This is a genomic window from Mesorhizobium sp. M0019 (genome assembly GCF_040323975.1).
Classification (GTDB): domain Bacteria; phylum Pseudomonadota; class Alphaproteobacteria; order Rhizobiales; family Rhizobiaceae; genus Mesorhizobium.
On record NZ_JAMYVK010000024.1, the window covers coordinates 31,410 to 53,632 of the forward strand.

Here is a 22,223-nt window from a genome sequence, read left to right on the forward strand (position 1 = left end):
GAGACTTCCATGGACACGCAGATGCTGATCGGCTCGAAATTCGAAAAAGGCACCGAGACCGAGGAGCCGATCCTCAACCCGAAGACCGGGGCGACCATCCTCAATCTGCCTGAGGCCAGCCCAGCGCAGATCGAGGCGGCCGTGCTTGCTGCCGAAAAAGCCTTCGTCACCTGGTCCCGCACAACACCGGCGCAGCGCGCCGGCTATCTCCTGAAGATCGCCGATCGCATCGAGGCTGCTGCACAGGATTTCGCGGCGCTCGAGGCGCTGAACTGTGGCAAGCCGATCAATGCCGTGCTCAATGACGAGATCCCGGCGATCGTCGACTGCTACCGCTTCTTTGCCGGCGCGGTCCGCTCGATGCCCGGCCAGGTCGCAGGCGAATACATTCCCGGCCACACCTCGATGGTCCGCCGCGACGCCATCGGCGTTGTCGCGTCGATCGCGCCGTGGAACTATCCGCTGATGATGATGGCCTGGAAGCTGGCGCCGGCGATTGCCGGCGGCAACACCGTCGTCTTCAAGCCGTCGGAACAGACGCCGCTGACCGCGCTGAAGCTGGCGAAAATCCTTGCCGAGATCCTGCCGGAAGGCGTCGTCAACGTCGTGCTCGGTCGCGGCGACAGCGTCGGCAACACGCTGATCAACCACCCGAAGGTCAACATGATCTCGATCACCGGCGACGTCGCCACCGGCAAGAAGGTGCTGCAGGCTGCCGCCAAATCGGTCAAGCGCACGCATCTCGAGCTCGGCGGCAAGGCGCCGGTCATCGTCTTCGACGACGCCGATCTCGGCGCGGTGGTCAACGGCCTGCGCGCCTTCGGCTATTACAATGCCGGCCAGGACTGCACCGCCGCCTGCCGCATCTACGCTGGCAAGAAGATCTACGACAAGCTCGTCGCCGACCTCTCCGCTGCCGTCTCGACCATCAAGTATGATCGTCCTGACGATACCGAAAACGAGATCGGCCCGCTGATCTCGCGTCGCCAGCGCGACCGCGTCTCGAGCTTCGTCGAGCGCGCCTCTGAGCTCAAGCACATCGAGATCACCACGGGCGGCAAGCCGGGCGAGGGCTCCGGCTTCTTCTACCAGCCGACCGTCGTCGCCGGCGCGCTGCAGGAGGACGAGATCGTGCGCCGCGAAGTGTTCGGTCCGGTGGTCTCGGTCACCCGCTTTTCCGAAGTCGACGAAGCGGTGGACTGGGCCAATGACTCTGACTATGGCCTGGCGTCGTCGGTGTGGACCAAGGATGTTTCGCGCGCCATGGCGACGGCGGCCCGGCTGCAATATGGCTGCACCTGGATCAATACCCATTTCATGCTGACCAACGAGATGCCGCATGGCGGGTTGAAACAATCCGGCTACGGCAAGGACATGTCGCTCTACGCGCTGGAGGACTATACGGCCGTCCGCCACGTCATGGTCGCTCACGGGTAGCGCCCGCGAGGAGACGCCTATTCTTCCGCCTCCTCCGCCTCGCCTCCGGCCGGCGCCACCAGCAGCACAGCGGCGCCTAGGAGCGCGGCGATAAAGGAGCCAGCGAGGATGCCGACCTTGACCGCGTCCTGCAGGGCGGCGTCGCTGGCGAAGGCGAGCAGGCCGATGAACAGGCTCATGGTAAAACCGATGCCACAGAGCAGCGAAATGCCGACCATGTGCAGCCAGCCGGCATTGGCCGGCAGATCGGCGAAGCCAAGCCGGATGGCAAGCGCGGAAGACCCGAACACGCCGACCAGCTTGCCCAAGACGAGGCCGGCGGCGACGCCGAGCGTCAGCGGCTCGGCCAGGGCGGCAGCGCTGAGACCGGCGAGCGAGACGCCGGCGTTGGCAAAGCCGAAAATCGGGATGACGAAAAAGGCGACGACTTTGTGCAGGCCGTGTTCGAGCCGGTGCAGCGGCGAATGGTCGAGATCATGGCCGCTGCCCGGCGATATCTTCAGCGGTATGGTGAGGGCCAGCGCGACGCCGGCGAGCGTCGCATGGACGCCCGATTTGAGCACCAAAACCCACAGAACGATGCCGAGCAAGATGTACGGCAGCAGCGTCAGCACCCGCATGCGGTTGAGCACCACCAGCAGCGCGATCACGGCGAAGGCGGCGCCGAGATAGGCGAGCGAGAGGCCGCTGGTATAGAACACCGCGATGATGAGCACCGCGCCGAGATCGTCGATGATGGCGAGCGCGGTGAGGAATATCTTCAGCGAGCCCGGGACGCGCCTGCCGAGCAGCGACAGCACGCCGAGCGCAAAGGCGATATCGGTGGCGGTTGGGATCGCCCAGCCAGACAGAGCGGCTGGATTGTTGTGGTTGATGGCGACGTAGACCAGTGCCGGCGCTGCCATGCCGCCGGCGGCGGCGATGCCGGGCAGCACGCGGCGCGGCCAGGTCGACAGCTGGCCGTCAAGCATTTCGCGCTTGATCTCGAGGCCGACCAGCAGGAAGAACACCGCCATCAGGCCGTCATTGATCCAGTGCGAGACGCTGAGCGGTCCGAGATAGGCATGGAGGGCGGAGAAATAAGCCTCGCCCAGCGGCGAATTGGCGACGATCAGGGCCAAGGCCGCCGCAGCCATCAGGACGAGGCCGCCGGCCGCCTCGCTGTCGAGGAATTCGCGCAGCATGGAGACCAGCCGCTTTTCGTCCTGCATGTCGCCTCCGTCGTATCAGTAGCAAGGTCCGACACCGCCAAGCGATGATGCGCAAACAGCGCTGGCCGGGCAAGCCTGTAATGAGAGCCCTTTAGCGCGGCGCGCGCTTGGCGAGGATGCGTTGCAGCGTGCGGCGATGCATGTTCAGGCGGCGTGCGGTTTCCGAGACGTTGCGGTCGCACATTTCGTAGACGCGCTGGATGTGTTCCCAGCGCACGCGATCGGCCGACATCGGATTTTCTGGCGGCGCTGCGCGTTCGCCCGCGGTGCGGGTCAGGGCGGCAAAAATATCGTCGGCATCGGCCGGCTTCGACAGATAGTCGATGGCGCCGAGCTTTACCGCCGTCACCGCAGTGGCGATGTTGCCGTAGCCGGTGAGGATGATGGCGCGGGCATCGTCGCGCTTCTCGCGAATCGCGGCGACGACGTCGAGGCCGTTGCCGTCGGCCAGCCGCATGTCGACCACCGCATAGGCCGGCGGATTGGCGCGCGCTTTGGCAACCGCCTCCTCGACGCTCTCCGCCGTCTCGACCACGAAACCCCTGGTTTCCATGGCGCGGGCAAGCCGCGTCAGGAACGGCTTGTCGTCGTCTACGATCAGCAGCGAGGTATCCTCGCCTTCGACCATTGCGCCAATCGTTTCGTCAGTACTCATCGTGCTGAAAATCCTGCTGCCTGATTTTTACGCAAATATAGTTTCGCAACGCTATTGTCCAATTTAGGCCGTGTCGAACATGGTGGCCGAAGCCTGCTCGGGATTGAGGAAGACGCTGCGCGGCCACGATATCTGCACGATAGCGCCCTCGCCGGGCTCGCTTGAATTGCGGAAATCGAGCGTCGCGCCGGAGCGTTCGAGCAAGGTCTTGGCGATGAATAGGCCGAGGCCGAGGCCGCCGCCGGCTTCGGTGCCTTGTCGTGTCGACATATAGGGTTCGCCGATACGGTCGATGATCTCCGGTGGAAAGCCCGGCCCGTCGTCGATGATCGAGAAGCTGACGGCGGCTTCATTCCAGTTCCAGCGCACTGTCACGCTGTTGCGGGCGAAGTCGACCGCGTTCTCGACCAGATTGCCGAGGCCGTAAATGACGCCGGGATTGCGCCGGCCCACCGGTTCCGGGCCGATGCGCTCGCCCGGCCGAAGCTTGATCGAAATGCCGAAATCGCGGTGCGGCGCCGTCACCTCCTCGACCAGCGAGGTCAGCGGCAGGCGCGAGAGGTGCACCTCGCTCTCGGAGGACAGGCTGGTCAGGCGCTTCAGGATTTCGCGGCAGCGCTCGCTCTGCGAACGCAGCAGCTTCACGTCCTCGCCGTATTTCGGATCTTCGCCAAGCGCCTTCTCCATTTCCTTGGCGACCAGTGTGATGGTGGCGAGCGGTGTGCCGAGCTCGTGCGCGGCGGCCGCGGCGAGGCCGTCGAGGGCAGAGAGATGCTGCTCTCGCTGCAACACCAATTCCGTGGCGGCAAGCGCGTTGGCAAGCAGCCGCGCCTCCTCGGCCACCCGGAAGGCATAGATCGCGGTAAAGGCGATGGAGCAGAACACCGCCATCCACATGCCTGCGACATAGATGAACGGCATCGCCAATGGCGCGCCCTCATGCCATGGCAGCGGCAGGTGGTAAAAGACCAGCAGCGTCGCCGCCACGATCACCAGCGCGCCGAGCATGGCGGTCAGCCGCAGCGGCAGCGACGTCGCCGAGACGACGACGGGCACGGTCATCAGCAGCGAAAACGGATTGGTGAGTCCGCCGGTCATGTAGAGCAGGCCGGCAAGCTGCAGGCTGTCGAAGGTCAGGATGGCGAAGGCCGAGAACGGGGTAAGCCGATGCGCCGCCGGATAGCGGAAGGTCAGCAAAAGGTTCATCCAGGCCGAACAGGCGATCAGCGCAAAACACATGCTGACCGGCAGCGGAAATTTCAGCCCGTAAGCGACGACAAGCACGGTCAGGCTCTGGCCGACGATGGCAAGCCAGCGCAACCTGATCAGCGTGTTGAGGCGCAGCCGCTGGCTTTGCTGGAAGTCGGGTGCGTGCAGGATGTTTATCATGGCAAGTGATTATAGAGGGGAAACAGCCGGAGGTCTTTTCCGAAAACCGCCGAAGCCGGCCCTCGGTTCGGAATGACAGTCTGGAAGCATCAGGTACCGCGCGGCTTGGCGCGGCTGGTGGCGGCGGCGAGAAGCGGGTTCTCCGGCCAGACATGCCTGGGATAGCGGCCGCGCATCTCTGCCCGCACATCGGCCCAGGAGCCGCGCCAGAAGCCGGGCAGGTCGCGCGTCGTCTGGATCGGCCGGTGAGCCGGCGACAGCAATTCGAGCGTCAGCGGCACAGTGCCGTTGGCGATCGCCGGATGCCGGTCGAAGCCGAACAGTTCCTGCACGCGGATCGCCAGCACCGGCCATTCGCCGTCATAGCGGATCGGCAGCCGGCTGCCCGACGGCGCGTCGAAATGGGTCGGCGCCAATGTGTCGATCTTGCGCTGCAATTCGTGCGGCACCAGCGTCATCAGGCCTTGCGAAAGCACGCTGGGATCGATTGCCGCAAAGGATGCCGCGCCGGAAAGGAACGGCAGCAGCCAGTCGTCGAGGCGCTCGACGAGCGCGGCGTCGGAGACATCGGGCCATGGCGCGCCGAGGCCGCGATGCAGCCAGCCGAGCCGCTGCCGCAACGTCTCCGCCTCCCTGTTCCACGGCAACAGGGCTAGGCCGTGTTCGCGCAAGGCGTCGAGGATGGCGCGATCCGCGTCGGCACCGGTCGGCGCCGGCAGCATGCGTTCGGACAGCGTGATGGCGCCGAGGCGAACCGTTTCGCGCACCCGCACCGCGCGCCTGTCGCGGTCGAAGCTCACCTCGCGGCGGGTCTCGATCTTTTCCGCCAGGGCAGTGCGGATGTCGGCCTCATCGATGGCTGCCGCTGCGGTGATGCGGGCGTTCTGCGCCTTGCCCTGCAGGTCGGCGACGACGAGCCAGGTCTCGCCGGCCAGCGGATCGGAGGGGTCGAGCATGGCGCCCGAGCCGTTGGCAAGCACGAAGCGGCCACGCTCGCCGCGCGCTTTGGCGACCCGATCCGGCCAGGCATGGATGAGGAGAGCGCCGGCTGTGCTGCCCTCCCCCTTGAGGGGGTCGGAAGGACGGGCGAGACCCGTGGCTCGCCCCGGCGCGTCGATCCGCGTGGCGGATCGGGGTGGGGTCGGTTCGGGCACGCCATCGACGACCCCGCCCCGTCTCCCTCGTCTCGCTGCGCTCGGCTCGCTCGCCGACCCTCCCCTCAAGGGGGAGGGTGAAGCCTGCTTTGCCAGCCTCTCAGCCAGCTGCCGGGCGGCGGTGGCGCGCGGCGATCTTTCGGCGCGAAAGCGCAGCAGCCGCCGTTCGAGATCGGCACCATCGCCGCCAAGGCCACGCTCGGTCAATAATACGGCGAGCATCGCCGCCTCGAGCGCCTCTCCGGTCCTTGCCGCCTCGGCGACCATGTGGGCGAGCCGCACCGGTAGCGCCAGCCTGCGCATCGCGGCACCGGCATCCGTCAGGCGTCCTGCCGCATCGACAGCATCGAGCGCACGTAGCAGTACCCTCGCCTCGGTGAGCGCCGAAGCCGGCGGGGGGTCGAGGAAGGACAGGCTGGTCGGATCGGCGACGCCGAACGCCGCGCTATCGAGCAACAGGCCGGAAAGATCGGCCTCGAGGATTTCCGGCGGCGTGAAGGCCGGCAGGGCCGCCGTCTGCTCGGCCCGCCACAACCGGATGGCGACGCCCGGCTGCGTGCGCCCGGCACGGCCGGCGCGCTGGTCGGCGGAAGCGCGGGAAGCACGTACCGTCTCCAGCCGCGTCAGGCCGCTCGCTGGCTCATAGCGCGGCAGCCGCGACAGGCCGGAATCGATGACGACGCGCACGCCGTCGATGGTGATGGAGGTTTCGGCGATCGACGTCGCCAGCACGACCTTGCGGCGGCCGAGCGGCGCCGGCTTGATCGCCGCGTCCTGCGCCTTGTTGTCGAGCATACCATAGAGCGGCACGATGTCGGTATCGGCGCCGACCTTGCCCGCCAGCCGCTCGGCGGTGCGCTCGATCTCGCGCTGGCCGGGCAGGAAAGCGAGCACGCTGCCCTCCTCCCCGGCAAGCGCCGAGCGGATCGCCTTGGCCATGGCGTCCTCGATGGTGACGCCGGCCGGCCGCTCGTCATAGCGGATGTCGACCGGGAAGGCGCGGCCTGCGCTCTCGATCACCGGCGCGCCGGACAGCAATTTTGCGACACGCGCGCCGTCGAGCGTTGCCGACATCACCAGCAATCTGAGTTCGAGCCTCAGCGCACCCTGCACGTCGAGCGCCAGCGCCAACCCGAAATCGCCGTCGAGCGAGCGTTCGTGGAACTCGTCGAATAGCACCGCCGCGACACCAGGCAGTTCCGGGTCGTCGAGGATCATGCGGGACAGCACGCCTTCGGTGACGACGAGAATCCTGGTCTTTGCGGAACTGCGGTTTTCCATGCGCATGGCATAGCCGACGGTTTCGCCGGGCTCTTGGCCGAGCAATTCGGCCATGCGGCGGGCGGCAGCGCGGGCGGCGAGGCGGCGAGGCTCGAGCAGGATGATCTTTCCGCCGCCGAGCCATTCAGCGTCGAGCAGCGCCAGTGGAACCAGCGTCGTCTTGCCGGCACCGGGCGGCGCCACCAGCACGGCGCTGTTACCATGGCTCAGCGTTTCATTGAGCGCCGGCAAGACAACGGAGACCGGCAGGTCCGGCAAGGGTTTTGTCGTCATTGTGCTATGCTGTGCAGCCAGTTGGCAGCGACCGCATATCAGCGGTGGCGGTCGCGGCGCAACCTCGGCGCCGACTCAAAGCCTGGTCCGCAAAAACGGGTTCCAGCGCACCGTGCCGAGCCGCACCTCCTCGCGCACCATCGTTAGCAGGCCGGAACCGCCGACCACGGCCAAGCCGACCAGCGACAGAAAATCCGGATATTCCCTGAAGAACAGCGCACCTAGAACCACCGCCCAGACGATCTGCGAGTAATGCGTCGGCGCGATGCGGTTGGCCGGCGCGTATTTGACCGCCAGCAGATGCAGCAGCTGGCCGCCGGCGGTAAAGGCGCCGGCCAGCACCAGCCAGGCCCATTGCCTGCCATCCGGCAGCGAGAACGAGGTAGCCGCCGCACCGACGCCGTTGAAGAGCAGGCCGTAGCCGATCAGCACGCCGAGCATCGTTGTGCGCTTTTCCTGCGCGGCGAGCGAACGCATCAGGATGACATTGGTGGCGGCCAGGAAGGCGATGATGAACGCCGCCAGATGGCCAAGCTGCAACTCGCGAAAACCAGGCCTGACGACCAGCATGACCCCGGCAAAGCCGGCGACGACCGCCAGCCATCGCCATGGGCCGACCTTTTCCTTGAGGACCAGCGTGGCCAGGATAGTGACGAACAGCGGCGCCAGAAAGATGAGCGCATAGACTTCCGCCAGCGGGATGGTGGTGAAGGCATAGACGCTGAGCACGCCCGAGGCGATGCCGGCCCAGGCCCGGGCCTGTACCGCCCAGGGCCGGTTGGTGCGCCAGAAATCGAGCCAGCGCTCGCCTGCCGGCCTGGCAAAGAGCAGAAAGCAGCCGGCAAACAATGTCGAGAAGAAGCCGATCTCGAAGACGTTGAACTGCCCGCCCAGGCTTTTGACAACCGCGTCGCTGCACGAATAGCTTGCATAGGCGATGAGCGCGAGCAGAATTCCGTTGGGCACGTTTTTCCATTTCCGGGAGAGATGAGAGTGAAGGTATTGGCGCTTGGCGCGCATTCGGACGACATCGAGATCTTCATGTTCGGTACGATGGCGGCCTATGCCGCGCAAGGCGCAGAACTCTTTTTTGCCATAGCCACGGATGGCACCAGGGGCGGCTACGGCGATCCGTCAGCGCTGGCCCGCACGCGCCGCAAGGAGGCGACGGCGGCGGCCGGCCTGCTTGGCGTGACGCCGCGCTTCCTCGACTTTCCCGATGGCGGGCTGGTCGCGGATGCCGCGCTGATCGGGGCGCTCAAAGCACTGATCGGCGAGATAGGGCCGGATCTGGTGATAACGCATGCGCCGAACGACTATCATGGCGACCACCGCGCGCTGTCGGATGGCGTGCGCATCGCAGCGTCATTCTCGGTGCCGGTGCTACATGCCGACACGTTCGGCGGCACCGGGTTTTCGCCAACGCACTACGTCGATACCTCCAGGCATTTCGATCTCAAGGCGGAGGCGATCCGGGCGCACCAGTCGCAGGATCCCGAGCGTTTCGTCGACGCGGCGCGCACGCAGAACGCCTTTCGCGCCGGCCAGTGCAACGGCCCAGCCGGATCGTTCGCCGAGGCCTTCCGCTTCGAGCCAGTCTTCCCCTTCGCCGATATCCGCGCGCTGCTGCCGCCGGCCCCAGTGATCCGTCCGGTGGCCGTCAGCAACAAGACGGTGACCTAGGCAGGTCGCCGCAACTTCTCACGTTGCTTTCCTATCCAGCATGCTGCGATGCAGCAACGAATTCGCTTGCCTTGTTTAGTAAAAATTGCATCACTAAACAAATTACTAAACATCCGGTGCGCCGCCGCGTCGTTGTGTTTGGGCCCCCGAGGAGGGGTTTAGCGGGCTCTTGAAACCGTCATCCGGACGCGTTTCGCAAATGGGAGGAAGGCATGAAATCGACCTTGAAATTGGCGTTGGGACTGGCATCGACACTCTTTGCGTCGACAGCCGTTTCGAATGTCGCGCAGGCAGAAGATCTGACGCTTTGCTGGGCAGCCTGGGACCCGGCCAACGCGCTTGTGGAATTGTCCAAGGACTTCACCAAGGAAACCGGCATCGGCATGAAATTCGAATTCGTGCCGTGGACCAACTATGCCGATCGCTTTCTCAACGAGCTGAATTCGCACGGCAAGCTGTGCGACCTCATCATCGGCGACAGCCAGTGGATCGGCGGTGCCGCCGAGAACGGCCATTACGTCAAGCTGAACGACTTCTTCGACAAGGAGAAGATCAGCATGGACGATTTCGTGCCGGCGACCGTCGTCGGCTATTCGGAATGGCCGAAGAACTCGCCGAATTACTGGGCGCTGCCGGCCATGGGTGACGTCGTCGGTTGGACTTACCGCAAGGACTGGTTCTCCAAGCCGGAGCTGCAGAAGGAATTCAAGGAAAAGTACGGCTGGGATCTCGGCCCGCCGACGACCTTCGACCAATTGAAGCAGATCGCCGAATTCTTCCAGAAGCGCGACATCGACGGCAAGACCGTCTATGGCGCGTCGATCTACACCGAGCGCGGCTCGGAAGGCATCACCATGGGCGCCATGGACGTGCTCTACAGCTTCGGCTTCCAGTACGAAAACCCGAAAAAGCCCTACGAGATGGAAGGCTTCGTCAACTCCGATAAATCGGTGAAGGGCCTGGAGTTCTACAAAGCCCTCTACGATTGCTGCACCCCTCCCGGCGCCTCGAACAGCTACATGGGCGAAGGCGTCGATGCCTTCAAATCCGGCCAGGTGGCTATGCACATGAACTTCGCCTTCACCTGGCCAGGCCTGCAGAAGGACGAGAATGTCGGCGGCGACAAGATCGGCTATTTCGTCAATCCGAAAGGTCCGGACGGGGACCAGTTCGCCCAGCTCGGCGGTCAGGGCATCTCGGTGGTCTCCTATTCCGACAAGCAGGAAGCCGCGCTCAAATACATCAAATGGTTCGCCAACAAGGACGTGCAGTCCAAATGGTGGTCGCTCGGCGGCTATTCCTGCCTCAACGCGGTCGTCAAGGACCCGGCCTTCCCGGCCAGCCAGCCCTACGCGCAGACCTTCCTCGACTCGATGGCCATCGTGAAGGACTTCTGGGCCGAGCCGAGCTATGCCCCGCTGTTGCAGGCATCGCAGAAGCGCTTCCACGACTATGTCGTTGCCGGGCAAGGCTCGGCCAAGGATGCGCTCGACGGCCTCGTCAAGGACTGGACCGAGGTCTTCCAGGACGATGGCAAGATGTAAACGGCTCCTCCCGAGCCCATGACCGAACCGTCCCGTGCCACTTGGCACGGGACACAGTTCAGATAAATTCCATTGTCGAGACGAGACAAGTGACCGAAGCAGGACTGACCATGCTCAATCGGACGGCGGACAGCGTTGCCCGGGCTACGCCCGAGCCGTTGGCCCGCAAGGTCCGGGGCATCAGCGACAAGGGCCTCGCCTGGCTGTTCATCTCGCCGACGATCCTGTTGCTTTTAGCTATCAACATCTTTCCGCTGTTCTGGGCAATCTATCTGTCCTTCACCAATTTTCGCGCCAATCGGCCCAACGAGGTTGTGAAGAACCTTGGGCTGGCAAACTACAAGCGCATCCTCGCCGACCAGGACATCTGGATCGCCATGCAGACGACGGCGCATTTCGTGTTCTGGACCATCCTGCTGCAAACGCTGATCGGCTTCACGCTGGCTTGGCTGATCGACCGCAAGTTTCGCGGCCACGCCTTCTGGACGACAATCATCCTGGTGCCGATGATGCTGTCGCCGGCGGTGGTCGGTAATTTCTGGCGCTTCCTCTACGAGCCGCAGATCGGGCTGTTCGCCTACGCCGTTTCGTTCGTCACCGGCATTCCGGCAACCGAAATCAGCATGCTCTCCAACGTGTCACTGGCGCCATGGTCGATCATCATCGTCGACACCTGGATGTGGACGCCTTACGTGATGCTGATCTGCCTCGCCGGCCTGCGCTCGATCCCCGAATACATCTACGAAGCGGCCGAGGTCGACCGCGCCTCCAACTGGCGGCAGTTCTGGTCGATCACGCTGCCGATGGCGCTGCCCTTCATCATGCTGGCGGTGCTGTTTCGCGGCATCGAGAACTTCAAGATGTTCGACATGGTCAATTTGCTCACCGGCGGCGGGCCGGGATCGACCACCGAAGTGGCCTCGATCACGCTGAAGCGGCAGGCCTTCGAAAGCTGGCGGACGGGCTATTCCTCGGCCTTCGCCATCATCCTGTTCGTCGCAGTGTTTGGCCTCGCAAACATCTACGTCAAGGCGCTCAACAAGGTGAAGCAGAGATGAGCCTGACGTCAGCCCATTCCGTTGTCGCGCCGTCGGCCACGTCGAAGCGCGTCGCCGGCACGATCATCGTCGCCTACGCGCTGATCTCGATCGTGCCGCTGCTGTGGATCTTCGCCACAAGCTTCAAGACGCCGCCGGATTCGATCGCCTATCCGCCGAAGATCCTGTTCCAGCCCAGCCTCGAAGGCTACTGCAACCTGTTCTCGACCCGGACTCGGCAAACACCGGAATACATCAACTCGCTGGGACCGGCGACGGGCCTGTGCGACGAGACGGTGCGCAAGCGCAACATGGTGATCGCCGGCCCGTCCAACTTCATGCCGCGCTTCGTCAATTCGCTGATCATCGCGTTCGGCTCGACGTTTTGCGCGGTGTTCCTCGGCACGCTGTCGGCCTATGGTTTTTCGCGCTTCAAGGTGCCGCTCGCCGACGACCTTCTGTTCTTCATCCTGTCGACGCGGATGATGCCGCCGATCGCCGTCGCCATCCCGATCTACCTGATGTACCGGGAGCTTGGCCTGTCGGACACGGCTCTCGGCATGATCCTGCTTTATACGGCGGTCAACGTGTCCTTGGCGGTGTGGCTGCTGAAAGGCTTCATCGACGAGATCCCGCGCGAATATGAAGAAGCGGCGATGATCGACGGCTACACCAGGCTGCAGGCGTTCTGGCGCACGGTACTGCCGCAGGCGACCACCGGTATTGCCGCAACCGCCATCTTCTGCCTGATCTTTGCCTGGAACGAATATGCCTTCGCTGCGCTACTGACCTCGGGCACGGCGCAGACCGCGCCGCCCTTCATCCCGACCATCATCGGCGAAGGCGGTCAGGACTGGCCGGCAGTCGCGGCCGGCACGACGATCTTCCTGGTGCCGATCCTGGTCTTCACCATCCTGCTTCGCAAGCAATTGCTGCGCGGCATCACCTTTGGCGCGGTGCGTAAATGAGCATGACCGCAAAACGCAAATCGCGCTGGCCCGTCTGGGCCAGGCGCGGGCTGATGGAAAACGTCGCCACCGCGATCATCGCCATCGGCTTCCTGATGCTGTTCCAGCCCTTCGCACTAGTGCTCTACACCTATTCCTTCATCACCATGCTTGCGGGCACGGCGATGTTCATCATCGTCTCGAAATTTCCGGAGTAGACGATGGCCGAGATCAGGGTCGAACATCTGAGGAAGGCATTCGGCGATTTCGTCGCCGTGCAGGATTCCAACTTCGTCGTCGAGGACGGCGAATTCTTCGTCATGCTGGGGCCGTCCGGCTGCGGCAAGACGACGACGTTGCGCATGATCGCCGGGCTCGAACTGCCGACCGGCGGCAAGATCCTGCTTGGCGGCGAGGACGTCACCATGCGGCGTGCCCGCGAGCGCGACATCGCCTTCGTCTTCCAGCTGTTCGCGCTCTATCCGCACATGAATGTGCGGAAGAACATCGGCTTTCCACTGCTGGCGCAAGGCATGCCAGGCGCTGAAATCCGGAGCCGAGTGGAGGAGACGGCGAAGCTTTTGCGGATCGACCATCTGCTCAACAAATCGGTCTCCGGGCTTGCCGGCGGCGATCGCCAGCGCGTGGCGCTCGGCCGCGCCATCGTACGGCGGCCAAAATGTTTCCTGATGGATGAGCCGCTCGGCACGCTCGACACCGAATTCCGCGACCTGATGGTCCATGAATTGCGAGAACTGCACAACGGCATCCACGCCACCACCGTCTATGTCACGCATGACCAGATGGAAGCGATGTCGATGGCCGACAAGATCGCGGTGATGAACCACGGCGTCATCGAGCAGTTCGGCACGCCGCGCGAGATCTACGACCGGCCGGCGACGATGTTCGTCGCCGACTTCATCGGCTCGCCGCCGATGAATTTCCTCGGCTTCGGCGGCGGGCTTTCAAAGGGCGCCAGGGAAATTGTTGTGCAAGGCGCGAAGGTGGCCGTGCCGGAGATCCGCGAGGACGTCGCGCCGGCCGAGATGGCGCTTGGCATCCGACCGGAGCACATCCGCTTCGACGACGCTTCGAAGCTGCGCGGTGCTATTTATGGCACGGAATATCTCGGCACCACTCAGATCGTGGCGGTGGAGACAGCAGACGGCATCATCAAGGCCAGGGTGCCGGCCGAAATCCGGCTCAATCCGGGCGATCATGTGGGCCTGGCGCTGAGCAGCGCGCGGCTGTCGCTGTTCGCAAAAGGATCCGGCCGTGCGGTGCGCACCGAAATCCATGACTCGGCCTCCCAGGGGAGAGCACATCATGGCTGACGTTCACATCAAAAGCGTGACCAAGGCTTTTGGCGAGCATGTCGCCGTCGACAATCTCGACCTGCATATCGCCGACGGGGAATTCGTCGTGCTGCTCGGGCCGACCGGCGCCGGCAAGACGACGACGCTCAGGCTGATCGCCGGGCTGGAGCGTCCGGAAGCGGGCTCGATCCATATTGCCGGCCACGACACGACGACGCTGTCGCCGGCCGAGCGCGACACCGCTTTCGTGTTCCAGCAATATTCGCTCTATCCGCATCTGTCGGTTTACGACAACCTCGCCTTTCCGCTGCGCTCGCCAGCACGGAAAATGCCGGAGGATCAGATCCGCCGCCGCGTCGAGGACGTGGCCAAGATGGTGCGCATCCACCACAAGCTGAATAATCGCTCGACCAAACTCTCTGGCGGCGAGATGCAGCGCGTCGCCATCGGCCGCGCTTTGGTGCGCAAGCCGTCGATCTACCTGATGGACGAGCCGCTGTCGTCGCTCGACGCCAAGCTGCGCGCCGATCTCAGGCTCGAGCTGAAGCGCATCCAGGCGGAACTTGGCGCCACAATGCTCTACGTCACGCACGACCAGATCGAAGCGATGACCATGGCCGACCGCATCGGCATTCTCGCCGACGGCGTGCTGGTGCAGATCGGTTCCCCGCGCACGATCTATTCTGAGCCGGCAAACCTTCACGTCGCCGCAAGGCTCGGCCAACCGGCAATCAATTTGTTGCCGGTCGGACTGCTGCCGGATAGCGGCGCGCCGGCGGGAACAAAGACGATCGGTGCTCGTACCGAACATCTTTCGATCGAGAAGGCGGCGAACGGCCATGCCGACGGCGTCGTCGATTGGATCGAGCATCTCGGCGACCAGAACCATCTGCATGTGACGGTGGGGACCAGGAAGCTGGTGACGCTAACCGACCCCGACACCGACCTGGCGCAGGGCGACAAGATCATGATCCGCTATCGCTCGCCGCTGTATTTCGGCCCCGATGGGCGACGGCTGATGTGAGCGCTGCGCGAGTGTTTTCCTGGCACCTTTCAACCGGCAATTTCGGGCACCGGACTGGACCAATTCGATGAAGCATTTTTTCAATCGCAGGGATACGATCGTAACTGAGGCCCTGGACGGCTTCCTCGGTACGACCGGCGCCGGCGATCTCGCTCGCCTCGACGGCTATCCCGAGATCAAGGTCATTCTCCGCGCGGACTGGGATAAGACCAAGGTCGCGGTCATTTCCGGCGGCGGGGCCGGGCACGAACCTGCCCATGCCGGCTTTGTCGGCATTGGCATGCTGACGGCGGCGGTTTCGGGCGAGATCTTTGCTTCGCCGAGCGTGGAAGCGGTATTGGCCGCCATCCGCGCGGTGACCGGTCCCGCCGGGTGCCTGCTGATCGTCAAGAACTATACCGGCGATCGCCTCAACTTCGGCTTGGCCGCCGAGAAGGCGCGCGCCGAAGGCTTCCCCGTCGAGATGGTGATCGTCGCGGACGACATTGCCCTGCCTGATATTGCCCAGCCGCGTGGCGTTGCCGGCACCTTGTTCGTGCACAAGATCGCCGGCCACCTGTCGGAAGCCGGCAACGATCTGGCGACGGTTGCCGCTGCGGCGCGGGCCGCGGTGGCGGATATCGTTTCACTCGGCATATCGCTGTCATCGTGCTCGATCCCCGGCCAGAGCCATGACGAAAGATTTGGCGCCAACGACGCTGAACTCGGCCTCGGCATCCATGGCGAACCGGGCGTTGAGCGGATTGCGGTGCAAAGTGCCGAAAGGCTGGTTGCGATCATGTCGGAGCGCCTTGCCGCGCGGCTCGATCCGGTCAGCGACTACGCCTTGCTGATCAATAATCTCGGTTCGGTGCCACCGCTGGAAATGTTGCTTGTCGCCAATGCGGTATTGGCTTCACCGCTGGCACAAAAGGTGACGCTGACAATCGGGCCCGGGCAGCTTATGACCGCGCTCAACATGAACGGCTTTTCCCTGTCGCTGATCCGGCTCAATGCGTCGCGCGAAGCGGCGTTGCGGGCGCCGGTAGGCCCTCACGTCTGGCTGCCGGCAAGAGCCGTTCGCCAAGCCAGTGTCGTGCCGATGGCCAAAGCCGCCGGCCCGAACAACGCGTCGAAAGCCAGCAAGGACGCACGCACCGACCGGTTGGTTGTCGCGGTCTGCGAACGGCTGATCTCGCTTGAAGGCGCGTTGAACGGACTGGATGCCAAGGCGGGAGACGGTGACACCGGATCGACTGTGGCGGCCGGTGCGCGCAGCGTGCTTGGCCGCATTGCGACACTGCCGCTCGCTGACCCTGCCGCAACGCTCGCCGCCGTCGGCGACATCCTGAGCGCCAGCATGGGCGGCTCTAGCGGCGTGCTGTTGTCGATCTTCTTCACCGCCGCCGCGCAGGCGCTGGAGTCTGGCGAAACGCTTCCCAAGGCGCTTCTCGCCGGCCTCGATCGGATGTCCTTCTATGGTGGAGCGAGGGTCGGCGATCGCACGATGATCGATGCCCTGGAACCCGCCTTGAGGGCGCTGGATAGGGGGAGTCTGGAAGATGCGGCGGTCGCGGCGCAACGCGGAGCCGAGGCCACCGCTGCCATGCGCAAGGCCAAGGCCGGGCGGTCCGCCTATATTGGCAGCCAGCTCGACGGCGTGGTCGACCCCGGCGCCTTTGCCGTCGCCGAGGTCTTCACTGCCCTCGCTGCGTTGCTCGAACCCGCTTGACTGGGGAAAAGAATGCTTCAATTGCCGGATATGCAATTTTCTCGTACTGCCGGCAGCGCAGGGGCCAGGAGCATGGGTGATATGGCGGCAGCGGATATTTCCAGGCTGATCGAGGCGGCGGCAAACGCGATCGCCGCACATGCCGAAGAGCTGACCAGTCTCGACCAGGCCATCGGCGACGGCGACCATGGGCTCAACATGAAACGCGGCTTCGAGGCAGTGCGGGCCGAGGCCGGCGCGTTTGCGGCAAAGCCGTTGCCCGAGGCGCTGAAGGCGATCGGCACCAAACTGGTGATGACCGTCGGCGGAGCCTCCGGTCCCTTGTTCGGCACGCTGTTCATGGCGCTCGGCAAGGAGATTTCCGCCGCGCCGGGTCGCGCCGACCTGGCGGCGGCCTTCGGCAAGGCGATCGAAGCGGTTGCCGCCAGAGGCAAGTCGCAGGCCGGGCAAAAAACCATGCTCGACGTGCTGCAGCCGGTGCATGAGGCCCTGCTGCAGGGAAAGACGGCAGCGGACATCGTCGAGATCGCCGACAACGCGGCCGACGCGACCGTGCCGATGAAGGCGCTGCGTGGGCGCGCCTCATTCCTTGGCGAGCGTTCGATCGGTCATATGGATGCCGGCGCACGCTCGACTGCGCTTCTGGTGCGGGCCGTAGCCGAGGCAATCGAGAGGCGCGCATGAGCAATGTCGGCATCGTCATCGTATCGCATTCGCCGCTGGTCGCCGAAGGCACCGCCGACATGGTGCGGCAGATGGTCGGCAACGAAGTGCCGCTTGCATGGTGCGGCGGAAACGGCCATGGCGGGCTGGGAACCAATGTCGAGGCGATCATGGGCGCCATCGACGAGGCTTGGTCGGAGGCGGGGGTCGCGATCCTCGTCGATCTCGGCGGTGCCGAGACCAATAGCGAGATGGCGGTCGAGATGATCGGCGAACCACGCGCCCAGAAGATCATCGTCTGCAATGCGCCGATCGTCGAAGGCGCGGTGATGGCGGCGACCGAGGCTTCCGGCGGCGCTTCGCTCAGGGAAGTGGTGGCGACGGCGCACGAATTGTCGCCGTCGTGAACGAACGGGAATTTTGACAAGCATGTCCGCAGCAGCCGAAGCCAGCGTCCTGATCACCCATGAGGTGGGACTGCATGCGCGTCCTTCGGTGAAGTTCACCAAGCTTGCCAAGACGTTTTCGGCCGACGTCGAGATTGCGCTCGCCGCCAACGGGCCATGGTTCGACGCCAAGAGCATCGTCAAGGTGATGGCGGCGAAAGCGCCGAAAGGCACTGTCCTGCATATCAGAGCCAAAGGGGACGGCGCCGGCGAGGCGGTCGGCGCACTGGTCGAGCTGGTGCGGCGCGATTTCGACGAAGGCAAGGACCATGCCCGAACCGCTTAGGCTGCGGGGCATTTCGGCATCGGCCGGCTATGCCGAGGGGCCGCTGTTCGATCTGGACCAGGCTGCTGTGCGTTATATCCGCAAGGCGACTGCCGCGGACGAGAAGGCGGCGCTTGAGGCCGCCATCTCCACTGCCGCAGGCCGGCTCGCGACATTGATCGAAACCAGCGACAGCGAGGCGGCCGGGATCCTCGAATTCCAGCTCGCCATGCTGGAGGACGACGCGCTGACCGGCCCGGCCTTTGCGCGAATTGCCGAGGGCATGGCTGCTGATGTGGCTTGGCGAAAAGCGCTCGACGCCGAGATAGCCGGCTATGAAACATCCGAGCAGGACTATTTCCGGGCGCGCGCGGCCGACATGCGCGACATACGCGACCAGGTGCTACGCGCGCTTGCCGGGGGCGGCGACATTGCCGCGCCGGCAGGTGCGATCTTCTACGGCGAGGATATCGCACCGACGCGCTTCCTCGAAACCGACTGGAGTGCCGGCGGCGGCATAGCACTTACGGCCGGAAGTGCCGCAAGTCATGTCGCAATGCTGGCACGCTCACGCGGCGTGCCAATGGTGGTGGGGTTGGGGCTCGTAGCGCGTGGGGTAGCCGGGCCCGGTGCTTCGCCGGCTCAGCTTGTCGGAATCGCACTGCTCGATGCCGAACATGGCGGCATCGTGTTGGCGCCTTCGAAAGCGGAGATCGAGGCATTCCGGCGATCGTCGTCGTCTTTCGCGGCGCATCGCGACAATGCGGCAGCCTATTTGACAAGGCCGGCAGCAACGAAGACCGGCATAGCGGTCCACGTGCAGGTGAATATTGCCGATCCGTCCGATGTCGACCGCATCGATGCTGCGGCGTGCGACGGTGTCGGGCTGATGCGGACCGAATTCCTGTTCGGCAAGACGCTGCCGGACGAGGAGACGCAATATCGCGCCTACCGTAGAGTGCTGGAATGGGCAGGCGACAGGCCGGTGACGATCCGTACTGTCGATGCGGGCGGCGATAAACCTGTGCCGGGCCTGACCGTCGAGGAAGGTAATCCATTCCTTGGCCTGCGCGGGATCAGGCTGTCGCTGATGCGTCCGGAGGTCTTTCGTGTGCAGATCCGCGCCTTGCTACGTGCCGCCATGCACGGCAATCTGAAGGTGATGTTCCCGATGATCGCCGTTCCGGAAGAGTATGAACACGCCACCGCGCTGTTCGCTGAGGAGCAGGCTGACCTTTTGGCGCGCGGCATCGCGCACAAAATGCCGCCGCTTGGCATCATGGTCGAGGTGCCGTCGGTGGCCATCGCACCGGAGGCATTCGCCAAGGCCGCCTTCTTCTCGATCGGTTCGAATGATTTGACCCAATACGTGATGGCCGCCGCGCGCGACAATGCGTCGGTCGCACATCTGAATTCCGTCAGGCACCCGGCCGTGCTCCGGCTGATCGCCTCGGTTGCCGCCTTCGGCCGCGAGTATAATATCCCGGTCAGCCTGTGTGGCGATGCCGGCGGCGACCCCGCCTCGATCCCGGCGCTGCTCGAAACCGGCCTGCGTGACCTCTCCGTCGCTCCCGCCCAACTCGCGATGGCCAAGGCGGCCATCGCGGACGTTTCGATCTAGGCCCCGGGATGGCAGACAAGGCGTCGCAATCCGGCCCCGAAGAGGCGATCCGCGCCTACAAGACGATCCTGTCGCAGGTGATCGACCAGCGCCCGTCCGGCATGCGCCAGCGCCTCGCTGATGCGCTGGGCAAGCATCGCAGCTTCGTCACGCAGATTTCCAGCCCGGCCTATTCGACGCCGATCCCGTCGAAGCATTTGCCGGCTATCTTCTCCGTCTGCCATTTCAGCCCGGCCGAACGCGATCATTTCCTTGAGGCCTACCATCGGGCGCATCCGGGAAAGATGTCGCTGGCCGCAGGCTTGCGCAAGACACGCCATGTCTCGCTGATCGTTCCCGATTTCGGCGACGACAAGCAGAACGCGGCGCTCGACCGGGCGGTCAACGATTTCATCCAGAAGATCACCAGCATCGCCGGCAAGGGCAGCTGACGCTGGGCTATTTCGGGAGGACGGCCATGAAGAAATTTTTGAATTCGGTCGATACGGTGCTGACCGAGAGCCTCGACGGCTTCGTTGCCGCGCATGCCAATATCCTGGCGCTTGGCGAGGAACACAAATTTGTCCGCCGCAAGCTGCTCACACCGGGCAAGGTGGCGCTGATCTCCGGCGGCGGCTCGGGTCACGAGCCGCTACATGGCGGGTTCGTCGGGCACGGCATGCTGGATGCGGCCTGCCCCGGCCAGGTATTCACCTCGCCAACGCCTGACCAGATGATGGCGGCGGCCGAAGTCGTCAATACGGGCGCCGGCTGCCTGTTCATCGTCAAGAACTACGAGGGCGACGTGATGAATTTCGACATGGCCGCTGAAATGTCGGAAGGCGTGATGCAAATCGTGACCAATGACGACGTTGCGGTCGAAAACTCGTCCTACACCACCGGCCGGCGCGGCGTCGCCGGCACGCTGGTGGTCGAGAAAATCGTCGGCGCGGCGGCCGAACAAGGCATGGCACTGGAGCCGTTGAAGGCGCTCGGCGAGCGCGTCAACGGCGCGACGCGCTCGATGGGCGTGGCGCTGACCAGTTGCACCGTGCCGGCGGCGGGCAAGCCGACCTTCGATATCGGCGATGGCGAGATGGAGTTCGGGGTCGGCATCCACGGCGAGCCTGGGAGGCGGCGCGACACATTGAAGAGCGCCGATGCTATCGCCGAGGAGATCTGTACCGCAATCCTGGGTGACCTGGGCGACGGTGCCAGAGGCCAGGCGCTACTCTTCGTCAACGGCTTTGGCGGCACACCGTTGATGGAGCTTTATCTGATGTACAACAGCGCCCGCAAAATCTTCGAGAAGCACGGCGTGACGGCAATCCGGTCGCTGGTCGGATCCTATGTGACCTCGCTCGACATGGCCGGCTGTTCGATCACGCTGAGCATGCTCGACGACGAGGCGGCTGTTTGGTGGGATGCACCGGTACATACGGCCGCGCTGCGCTGGGGCATGTAGCGGCGGAGAATGCCCTAGAAATAGTCGGTGACAAGACCGGTATCGGCAACGCCGCGCATCGCCAGACAGTTGCCCTCCTCACCCTGCGTAAGATAAAGAATCTGCGGGTTTGGGGAGTTCGAGCATGCGTTACAATTGGGATCGGGCGCCGACGGGTTTCGAGCGCCATGGAAAGGTGCTGGCAGCCGCCTTGCTGATCGTCGGCGGGGTCGGACTTATGCTCGCTGCCCTCCCGCTTTAGGGACAACAAACTCGGGTAGCGGACAACGTCTCAGCGCGTTGCCTCAGTGCGCCTGGCCAGTCACGGCGATGAAACGGCGGTCGCGCCCTTCAAATCCCTGGCTGAAGCGCTGCACGAGCACCGCAAGCACGCCCGGTTTTCCATCCGGGGTGAATGCGTAAGATTCCGACAGGCTGTAGGAAGTCGGGCAATTCCTCGAACCGGGCACCGCCTTGTCCTCATGCAGCAGCTTGATCGGCTTGCCGTCCCGACCCTGCAGCGTCAGGCGAAAGCCGAGCGCCTTGCCGGTCGTTTCGCCTTGCTGCGTCGCGTCGAAACTCGCTGAACAATCCGCCGTGCTGTCGGCACGGATCTGCTCGAGCTGGATGGTGCCAAGCTCGTCATAGGCCGGCGAAAGCCATTTTTGCGAAACCTGCTCGAGGCGCGCAATGTCATTGTAGGCGACCATGTCGTCGGGAAAGGTGAACCTGTCCAAGGCAGTCCGCTCGCCGCGCGGCGCGATGGCATATTTGGCCAGCAAGGGCGCCGCCAGTTCGGCGGCCTGTGCCCTCGCCTGCGCAAGCGTCAATGTCGAATCCTCCGTCTCGTCGGCGATGACGATCGGCTTGCCGCCGACGAACTCATCGGTCCGCGTGTCGATGATGTCGATCTCCGACCAGCCCGAATCCGAAGCACCGGCATCGAGCGTGCCGTACTGCTCGAAGGCGAAATAGTTGCCGTCGGGCGAAAAGCCGATGACGCGCCGGGCCGCCGCGTCGCCTGCCTGAGCAGCTGAAGCGAGCACCACCGCCAGCGTCGCAACCGCGGCAAACCCAAGCTCATATCGCAATTTCATCGCGCCCTGCCCCTAATGCCGAAAATTCGAACGATACCGGCCCCCA

21 protein-coding genes are annotated in these 22,223 nt (G+C 64.3%); 15 read left to right on the forward strand and 6 right to left on the reverse strand.

What is annotated here, in order from left to right:
* Positions 1–9 precede the first annotated feature (9 nt).
* The gene (locus NKK47_RS18290) at positions 10–1,437 is read left to right on the forward strand and encodes a gamma-aminobutyraldehyde dehydrogenase (RefSeq protein WP_352568331.1); all 1,428 of its coding nucleotides are present in this window, start codon (positions 10–12) and stop codon (positions 1,435–1,437) included.
* A gap of 17 nt (positions 1,438–1,454) precedes the next feature.
* Here the strand turns inward: NKK47_RS18290 and nhaA are convergent, their stop codons facing one another.
* From nhaA to NKK47_RS18315, 5 genes are all read right to left on the reverse strand, one after another.
* On the reverse strand, positions 1,455–2,648 hold the full coding sequence (gene nhaA, locus NKK47_RS18295) for a Na+/H+ antiporter NhaA (protein ID WP_352568332.1): 1,194 nt from the start codon (positions 2,646–2,648) through the stop codon (positions 1,455–1,457).
* Between the two features lie 91 nt (positions 2,649–2,739).
* Positions 2,740–3,303, reverse strand: a complete 564-nt coding sequence (locus NKK47_RS18300) for an ActR/PrrA/RegA family redox response regulator transcription factor (RefSeq protein WP_023676342.1) — start codon at positions 3,301–3,303, stop codon at positions 2,740–2,742.
* A gap of 63 nt (positions 3,304–3,366) precedes the next feature.
* Positions 3,367–4,692: an ActS/PrrB/RegB family redox-sensitive histidine kinase gene (locus tag NKK47_RS18305; protein ID WP_352448476.1), complete on the reverse strand. Its 1,326-nt coding sequence runs from the start codon at positions 4,690–4,692 to the stop codon at positions 3,367–3,369.
* A gap of 89 nt (positions 4,693–4,781) precedes the next feature.
* A complete protein-coding gene (gene hrpB / locus NKK47_RS18310) occupies positions 4,782–7,400 on the reverse strand; it encodes an ATP-dependent helicase HrpB (RefSeq protein WP_352577798.1) in 2,619 nt (872 codons plus the stop codon).
* A 75-nt stretch (positions 7,401–7,475) separates the two neighbouring features.
* A complete protein-coding gene (locus NKK47_RS18315) occupies positions 7,476–8,366 on the reverse strand; it encodes a DMT family transporter (protein WP_352577799.1) in 891 nt (296 codons plus the stop codon).
* Positions 8,367–8,393: 27 nt separating this feature from the next.
* Between NKK47_RS18315 and NKK47_RS18320 the strand changes: the two genes are divergently transcribed.
* The 14 genes from NKK47_RS18320 to dhaK all read left to right on the forward strand — a co-directional run bounded on the left by NKK47_RS18320 (position 8,394) and on the right by dhaK (position 21,101).
* Positions 8,394–9,083 (forward strand): PIG-L deacetylase family protein, encoded by a 690-nt coding sequence (locus NKK47_RS18320; RefSeq protein WP_352577800.1) that lies wholly within the window; start codon positions 8,394–8,396, stop codon positions 9,081–9,083.
* 212 nt (positions 9,084–9,295) lie between these two features.
* Positions 9,296–10,627, forward strand: coding sequence for an ABC transporter substrate-binding protein (locus NKK47_RS18325; RefSeq protein WP_352454682.1), 1,332 nt, complete (start codon positions 9,296–9,298; stop codon positions 10,625–10,627).
* Positions 10,628–10,737: 110 nt separating this feature from the next.
* The gene (locus NKK47_RS18330) at positions 10,738–11,685 is read left to right on the forward strand and encodes a carbohydrate ABC transporter permease (RefSeq protein WP_031211681.1); all 948 of its coding nucleotides are present in this window, start codon (positions 10,738–10,740) and stop codon (positions 11,683–11,685) included.
* Entirely contained in the window at positions 11,682–12,632 is a 951-nt protein-coding gene (locus tag NKK47_RS18335) for a carbohydrate ABC transporter permease (RefSeq protein ID WP_023676335.1), read from the forward strand. The genes NKK47_RS18330 and NKK47_RS18335 overlap by 4 nt, the downstream gene beginning before the upstream one ends.
* Positions 12,629–12,829, forward strand: coding sequence for a hypothetical protein (locus NKK47_RS18340; RefSeq protein WP_023676334.1), 201 nt, complete (start codon positions 12,629–12,631; stop codon positions 12,827–12,829). Before NKK47_RS18335 ends, NKK47_RS18340 begins: the two co-directional genes overlap by 4 nt.
* A gap of 3 nt (positions 12,830–12,832) precedes the next feature.
* On the forward strand, positions 12,833–13,945 hold the full coding sequence (locus NKK47_RS18345; protein ID WP_352577801.1) for an ABC transporter ATP-binding protein: 1,113 nt from the start codon (positions 12,833–12,835) through the stop codon (positions 13,943–13,945).
* On the forward strand, positions 13,938–14,951 hold the full coding sequence (locus NKK47_RS18350; protein ID WP_352577802.1) for an ABC transporter ATP-binding protein: 1,014 nt from the start codon (positions 13,938–13,940) through the stop codon (positions 14,949–14,951). Before NKK47_RS18345 ends, NKK47_RS18350 begins: the two co-directional genes overlap by 8 nt.
* Before the next feature lie 67 nt (positions 14,952–15,018).
* Positions 15,019–16,662 (forward strand): dihydroxyacetone kinase subunit DhaK, encoded by a 1,644-nt coding sequence (locus tag NKK47_RS18355; RefSeq protein WP_352577803.1) that lies wholly within the window; start codon positions 15,019–15,021, stop codon positions 16,660–16,662.
* 81 nt (positions 16,663–16,743) lie between these two features.
* Complete coding sequence (gene dhaL / locus NKK47_RS18360) at positions 16,744–17,346, forward strand: dihydroxyacetone kinase subunit DhaL (RefSeq protein ID WP_352577804.1); 603 nt, start codon at positions 16,744–16,746, stop codon at positions 17,344–17,346.
* Positions 17,343–17,732, forward strand: coding sequence for a dihydroxyacetone kinase phosphoryl donor subunit DhaM (gene dhaM, locus NKK47_RS18365; protein WP_352577805.1), 390 nt, complete (start codon positions 17,343–17,345; stop codon positions 17,730–17,732). The genes dhaL and dhaM overlap by 4 nt, the downstream gene beginning before the upstream one ends.
* A 22-nt stretch (positions 17,733–17,754) precedes the next feature.
* On the forward strand, positions 17,755–18,057 hold the full coding sequence (locus tag NKK47_RS18370; protein WP_023676329.1) for an HPr family phosphocarrier protein: 303 nt from the start codon (positions 17,755–17,757) through the stop codon (positions 18,055–18,057).
* A complete protein-coding gene (gene ptsP, locus NKK47_RS18375; protein WP_352577806.1) occupies positions 18,041–19,657 on the forward strand; it encodes a phosphoenolpyruvate--protein phosphotransferase in 1,617 nt (538 codons plus the stop codon). The genes NKK47_RS18370 and ptsP overlap by 17 nt, the downstream gene beginning before the upstream one ends.
* Positions 19,658–19,665: 8 nt before the next feature.
* Complete coding sequence (locus NKK47_RS18380) at positions 19,666–20,088, forward strand: hypothetical protein (protein WP_023676327.1); 423 nt, start codon at positions 19,666–19,668, stop codon at positions 20,086–20,088.
* A gap of 26 nt (positions 20,089–20,114) precedes the next feature.
* Positions 20,115–21,101 (forward strand): dihydroxyacetone kinase subunit DhaK, encoded by a 987-nt coding sequence (gene dhaK, locus NKK47_RS18385; RefSeq protein ID WP_352577807.1) that lies wholly within the window; start codon positions 20,115–20,117, stop codon positions 21,099–21,101.
* A 284-nt stretch (positions 21,102–21,385) separates the two neighbouring features.
* Here the strand turns inward: dhaK and NKK47_RS18390 are convergent, their stop codons facing one another.
* Positions 21,386–22,177: a DUF2259 domain-containing protein gene (locus tag NKK47_RS18390; protein ID WP_352577808.1), complete on the reverse strand. Its 792-nt coding sequence runs from the start codon at positions 22,175–22,177 to the stop codon at positions 21,386–21,388.
* Positions 22,178–22,223 lie beyond the last annotated feature (46 nt).

What these genes read in the sequence shown, in the direction of transcription:
- NKK47_RS18290 (WP_352568331.1), top strand. Translation starts at nt 10, where the DNA reads ATGGACACGCAGATGCTGATCGGCTCGAAATTCGAAAAAGGCACCGAG.
- nhaA (WP_352568332.1), bottom strand. Translation starts at nt 2,648, where the DNA reads ATGCAGGACGAAAAGCGGCTGGTCTCCATGCTGCGCGAATTCCTCGAC.
- NKK47_RS18300 (WP_023676342.1), bottom strand. Translation starts at nt 3,303, where the DNA reads ATGAGTACTGACGAAACGATTGGCGCAATGGTCGAAGGCGAGGATACC.
- NKK47_RS18305 (WP_352448476.1), bottom strand. Translation starts at nt 4,692, where the DNA reads ATGATAAACATCCTGCACGCACCCGACTTCCAGCAAAGCCAGCGGCTG.
- hrpB (WP_352577798.1), bottom strand. Translation starts at nt 7,400, where the DNA reads ATGACGACAAAACCCTTGCCGGACCTGCCGGTCTCCGTTGTCTTGCCG.
- NKK47_RS18325 (WP_352454682.1), top strand. Translation starts at nt 9,296, where the DNA reads ATGAAATCGACCTTGAAATTGGCGTTGGGACTGGCATCGACACTCTTT.
- NKK47_RS18330 (WP_031211681.1), top strand. Translation starts at nt 10,738, where the DNA reads ATGCTCAATCGGACGGCGGACAGCGTTGCCCGGGCTACGCCCGAGCCG.
- NKK47_RS18335 (WP_023676335.1), top strand. Translation starts at nt 11,682, where the DNA reads ATGAGCCTGACGTCAGCCCATTCCGTTGTCGCGCCGTCGGCCACGTCG.
- NKK47_RS18340 (WP_023676334.1), top strand. Translation starts at nt 12,629, where the DNA reads ATGAGCATGACCGCAAAACGCAAATCGCGCTGGCCCGTCTGGGCCAGG.
- NKK47_RS18345 (WP_352577801.1), top strand. Translation starts at nt 12,833, where the DNA reads ATGGCCGAGATCAGGGTCGAACATCTGAGGAAGGCATTCGGCGATTTC.
- NKK47_RS18350 (WP_352577802.1), top strand. Translation starts at nt 13,938, where the DNA reads ATGGCTGACGTTCACATCAAAAGCGTGACCAAGGCTTTTGGCGAGCAT.
- NKK47_RS18355 (WP_352577803.1), top strand. Translation starts at nt 15,019, where the DNA reads ATGAAGCATTTTTTCAATCGCAGGGATACGATCGTAACTGAGGCCCTG.
- dhaL (WP_352577804.1), top strand. Translation starts at nt 16,744, where the DNA reads ATGGCGGCAGCGGATATTTCCAGGCTGATCGAGGCGGCGGCAAACGCG.
- dhaM (WP_352577805.1), top strand. Translation starts at nt 17,343, where the DNA reads ATGAGCAATGTCGGCATCGTCATCGTATCGCATTCGCCGCTGGTCGCC.
- NKK47_RS18370 (WP_023676329.1), top strand. Translation starts at nt 17,755, where the DNA reads ATGTCCGCAGCAGCCGAAGCCAGCGTCCTGATCACCCATGAGGTGGGA.
- ptsP (WP_352577806.1), top strand. Translation starts at nt 18,041, where the DNA reads ATGCCCGAACCGCTTAGGCTGCGGGGCATTTCGGCATCGGCCGGCTAT.
- NKK47_RS18380 (WP_023676327.1), top strand. Translation starts at nt 19,666, where the DNA reads ATGGCAGACAAGGCGTCGCAATCCGGCCCCGAAGAGGCGATCCGCGCC.
- dhaK (WP_352577807.1), top strand. Translation starts at nt 20,115, where the DNA reads ATGAAGAAATTTTTGAATTCGGTCGATACGGTGCTGACCGAGAGCCTC.
- NKK47_RS18390 (WP_352577808.1), bottom strand. Translation starts at nt 22,177, where the DNA reads ATGAAATTGCGATATGAGCTTGGGTTTGCCGCGGTTGCGACGCTGGCG.